Annotated in this window: 4 protein-coding genes; 1 reads left to right on the top strand and 3 read right to left on the bottom strand. The window is 62.0% G+C overall.

The genetic code is table 11. The features are described 5' to 3' along the window. From ACIREA_RS30035 to ACIREA_RS30025, 3 genes are all read right to left on the bottom strand, one after another. Nucleotides 1-423 (bottom strand): carbonic anhydrase (locus ACIREA_RS30035; RefSeq protein WP_397385999.1); only part of this gene is annotated, 423 nt, incomplete at its 3' end. 162 nt (nucleotides 424-585) lie between these two features. Further along, a complete protein-coding gene (locus tag ACIREA_RS30030; protein WP_397385998.1) occupies nucleotides 586-888 on the bottom strand; it encodes a P-II family nitrogen regulator in 303 nt (100 codons plus the stop codon). Between the two features lie 26 nt (nucleotides 889-914). Next, nucleotides 915-1,895, bottom strand: coding sequence for a sodium-dependent bicarbonate transport family permease (locus ACIREA_RS30025; RefSeq protein ID WP_397385997.1), 981 nt, complete (start codon nucleotides 1,893-1,895; stop codon nucleotides 915-917). Nucleotides 1,896-1,978: 83 nt separating this feature from the next. Here ACIREA_RS30025 and ACIREA_RS30020 point away from each other — a divergent pair. Next, a partial coding sequence (locus ACIREA_RS30020) for a LysR family transcriptional regulator (protein WP_397385996.1) occupies nucleotides 1,979-2,800 on the top strand: 822 nt, incomplete at its 3' end.

Genomic DNA, 2,800 nt, shown 5'->3' with positions numbered 1-2,800 from the left:
CAGGGAGGTGAGGTTTCCGAGCTTCACGTCATCGATGGCGCCCCGGATCGCGCCGCAGTGCTGGTGGGCCATGACCAGGAGGAGCTTGGCACCGGCCACCTTGCAGGCAAACTCCATGCTGCCGAGCAGATCTTCGTTCACGAAGTTTCCAGCCACACGGCCCACGAAGACATCGCCGATGCCCTGGTCAAAGACGTCCTCCACCGGGACGCGGCTGTCCACGCAACTGAGCACGAAAGCCTTGGGAAACTGGCCGGGGGCGGATTTGCGCACCTGCTCGCTGTGGTTCCGCAGCGTCAGATGCCCGCTGTGAAACCTGGCGTTGCCCTCCTTGAACTGCCGCAGGACCTCATCTGGCGTGAGGTGCGCCTGCTCCTCGGCCGTGGTCACGTGGCTGTCTGCGGGTGGTTCTTCATTGCGCATGCATGCGGCGAGGATCGCGGCGGCGCTGATCAGGGTGAGCGGATAGATCGTGTTTTTGTAGAATGGATTCATCTATTAGGATGTGGTGCTATATGGTTGTATGGGGCGGGTTATTTCAGCGGAGCATGGTCCAAGGGGAAAGAGGCAGGGGGGGGCGTGGTGCTAGAACTTGTCCGGGCGGAGCACGCGGACATCGATCTCGTAGGCCACCATGGCGTAGTCGGCGAAGAGCTCGGTCTGCAGGCGCTGGAGCAGGGCCTCGGCGAGCGCGGGCTTCAGGATCACGTCGATCTGCACATTGGCGGTCTCGGTGATGTCCGCGCAGCGCTCGCCCTGGTGGCCGTCGCCGCGCACTGCAAAGGCTGTGTGGCCTTGGGCTCCGGTCTCGTGGAGGAGTTCGACCACCCGATCTTCGAGGATGGATTCGCAGATGATGGTGACGCGTTTCATGGGATGAAGGTTCATGGTTGATGGGGTGTTGAAGTTGGGAGTTAGGAGTGGAGGCGTTTGGCGATTTCGAAGAAGAGCGGCACGCCCAAGGTGATGTTGAAGGGGAAGGTGATGGCGAGAGCTCCGGTGAGCGAGTAGGTGGGATTTGCCTCTGGCAGCGAGAGGCGAACCGCCGCCGGTGCGGCGATGTAGGAGGCGCTGGCCGCCAGCACACCGAGGAGGGTGCAGCCGCCGATGCTGAGCCCGGCCCAGAGGCCCAGGAGCACGCCCACGGTGCCGTGCAGGAGCGGGGCGGTGATGCCAAAAATCACGAGGAAGAGGCCTGCTTTTTTGAGGTCTCCCAGCCTGCGTCCGGCGACCATGCCCATCTCCAGAAGGAAGAGGGCCAGGACTCCCTGGAAGGGGGTGACGAAGAAGCCCTCCACCATGGTCATGCCGCTGGGACCACTGAGTGCGCCGATGATGAGTGAGCCCACCAGCAGCAGCACGCCTTTGCCGAGCACGGCATCCCGCAGCGCATGGCGCAGGCCTGCATCCCGCAGGGAGAGTTTTCCGCCGAGGGCCCCTTTGCCAAGCATGACGCCCACGATGATGGCCGGTGACTCCATGATTGCGAGGAAGGCGGAGGCATAGCTCTCATAGGGCTGGTGGATGCTCTTGAGGAAATTCGTCGCCGCGATGAACGTCACCGCGCTCACGCTGCCATAGTGTGCGGCGATGGCTCCGGCGTCTGCGACGCTGAATTTCCCCGCCTTCCGCAGGACGGGATAGGTCCACAGCGGGATCAGTGCGCCCAGCAGCATGGCGGCCAGCGCAGGCAGCCACACCGCGCCGATGCCCGCCTGATGCACTGCGACGCCGCCTTTGAAGCCGATGGCTGTCAGCAGGTAGATCGTCAGGGTCGAGTAGAGGGCCTCGGGGAATTTGAGGTCGCTTTTTGAAACCGCCGCAAAGATTCCGAGCACGAAGAAGAGGATGGCGGGGCTGAGAAGGTTGGATTGAATCGCGGTGAGTAGGTCCATGAGCCTGCTTTCATCCGGCAGAGAAATGATTCGTTCCAATTCAAGAATTGGCATTGAACGTTCGTTTTGCTATATGTGAGGTCATGGCCTTTTTGAACTACCACCACCTCCGCTACTTCCGCGCCATCGCCATGGAGGGCAGCCTGACGAAGGCGGCGAAGCATTTGAAGCTCTCGCAGTCGGCGCTCAGTGTGCAGCTGCGCAGCCTGGAGGAAAGCCTTGGCCAGCCGCTGTTTGAGCGGAAGCACAAGGCGCTGGTTTTGACGGAGGAGGGGCGCATCGCGCTGGAGTATGCGCAGGCCATCTTTCGCAGCGGTGAGGAGCTGACGGACCTGCTGAAGAATCGCGCGGGGCGGAGTCGTGGACTGTTGCGGGTGGGGGCGGCATCGAACTTGTCGCGGAACTTTCAGCTGAGCTTTTTGCGCCCGCTGATTCCACGGGATGATGTGGAGCTGATCATTCACTCGGGCAGTCTGCGCGAGCTGCTGGCGCAGTTGCAGACGCACACGCTGGATGTGGTGCTCTCCAACACACCGGTGCGGCGTGATGCGGAGACGGGCTGGCACAGCCATCTGCTGGATGAGCAGGCGGTGAGCCTGGTGGGGCACAAGAAGCGGGGGATGAAGCCTTTTCGTTTTCCCGAGGATCTGCAAACGGTGCCGATCGTGCTGCCGAGTCTGGAGAGCAGCATCCGCACGGCGTTTGATGTGCTGATGGATCAGACAGGGATACGGCCCATCATCGCGGCAGAGGTGGATGACATGGCGATGCTGCGACTTATGGCGCGTGAGACGCACGGGGTGACGCTGGTGCCGCCGGTGGTGGTGAAGGACGAGCTGGAGAGCGGGGAGTTGGTGGAGAGACACAAGTTTCCGCAGATCAAAGAGAGCTTTTATGCGATCACG

Origin of the sequence: Prosthecobacter sp. (assembly GCF_044373815.1) — a bacterium.
GTDB lineage: Bacteria > Verrucomicrobiota > Verrucomicrobiia > Verrucomicrobiales > Verrucomicrobiaceae > Prosthecobacter.
The sequence above is the reverse complement of the archived record's forward strand: the minus strand, read 5'-3'. Positions and strand labels throughout refer to the sequence as shown.

Excerpts from the sequence above, each read along its gene's own strand:
- ACIREA_RS30030 (WP_397385998.1), bottom strand. The coding sequence starts at position 888 with ATGAACCTTCATCCCATGAAACGCGTCACCATCATCTGCGAATCCATC.
- ACIREA_RS30025 (WP_397385997.1), bottom strand. The coding sequence starts at position 1,895 with ATGGACCTACTCACCGCGATTCAATCCAACCTTCTCAGCCCCGCCATC.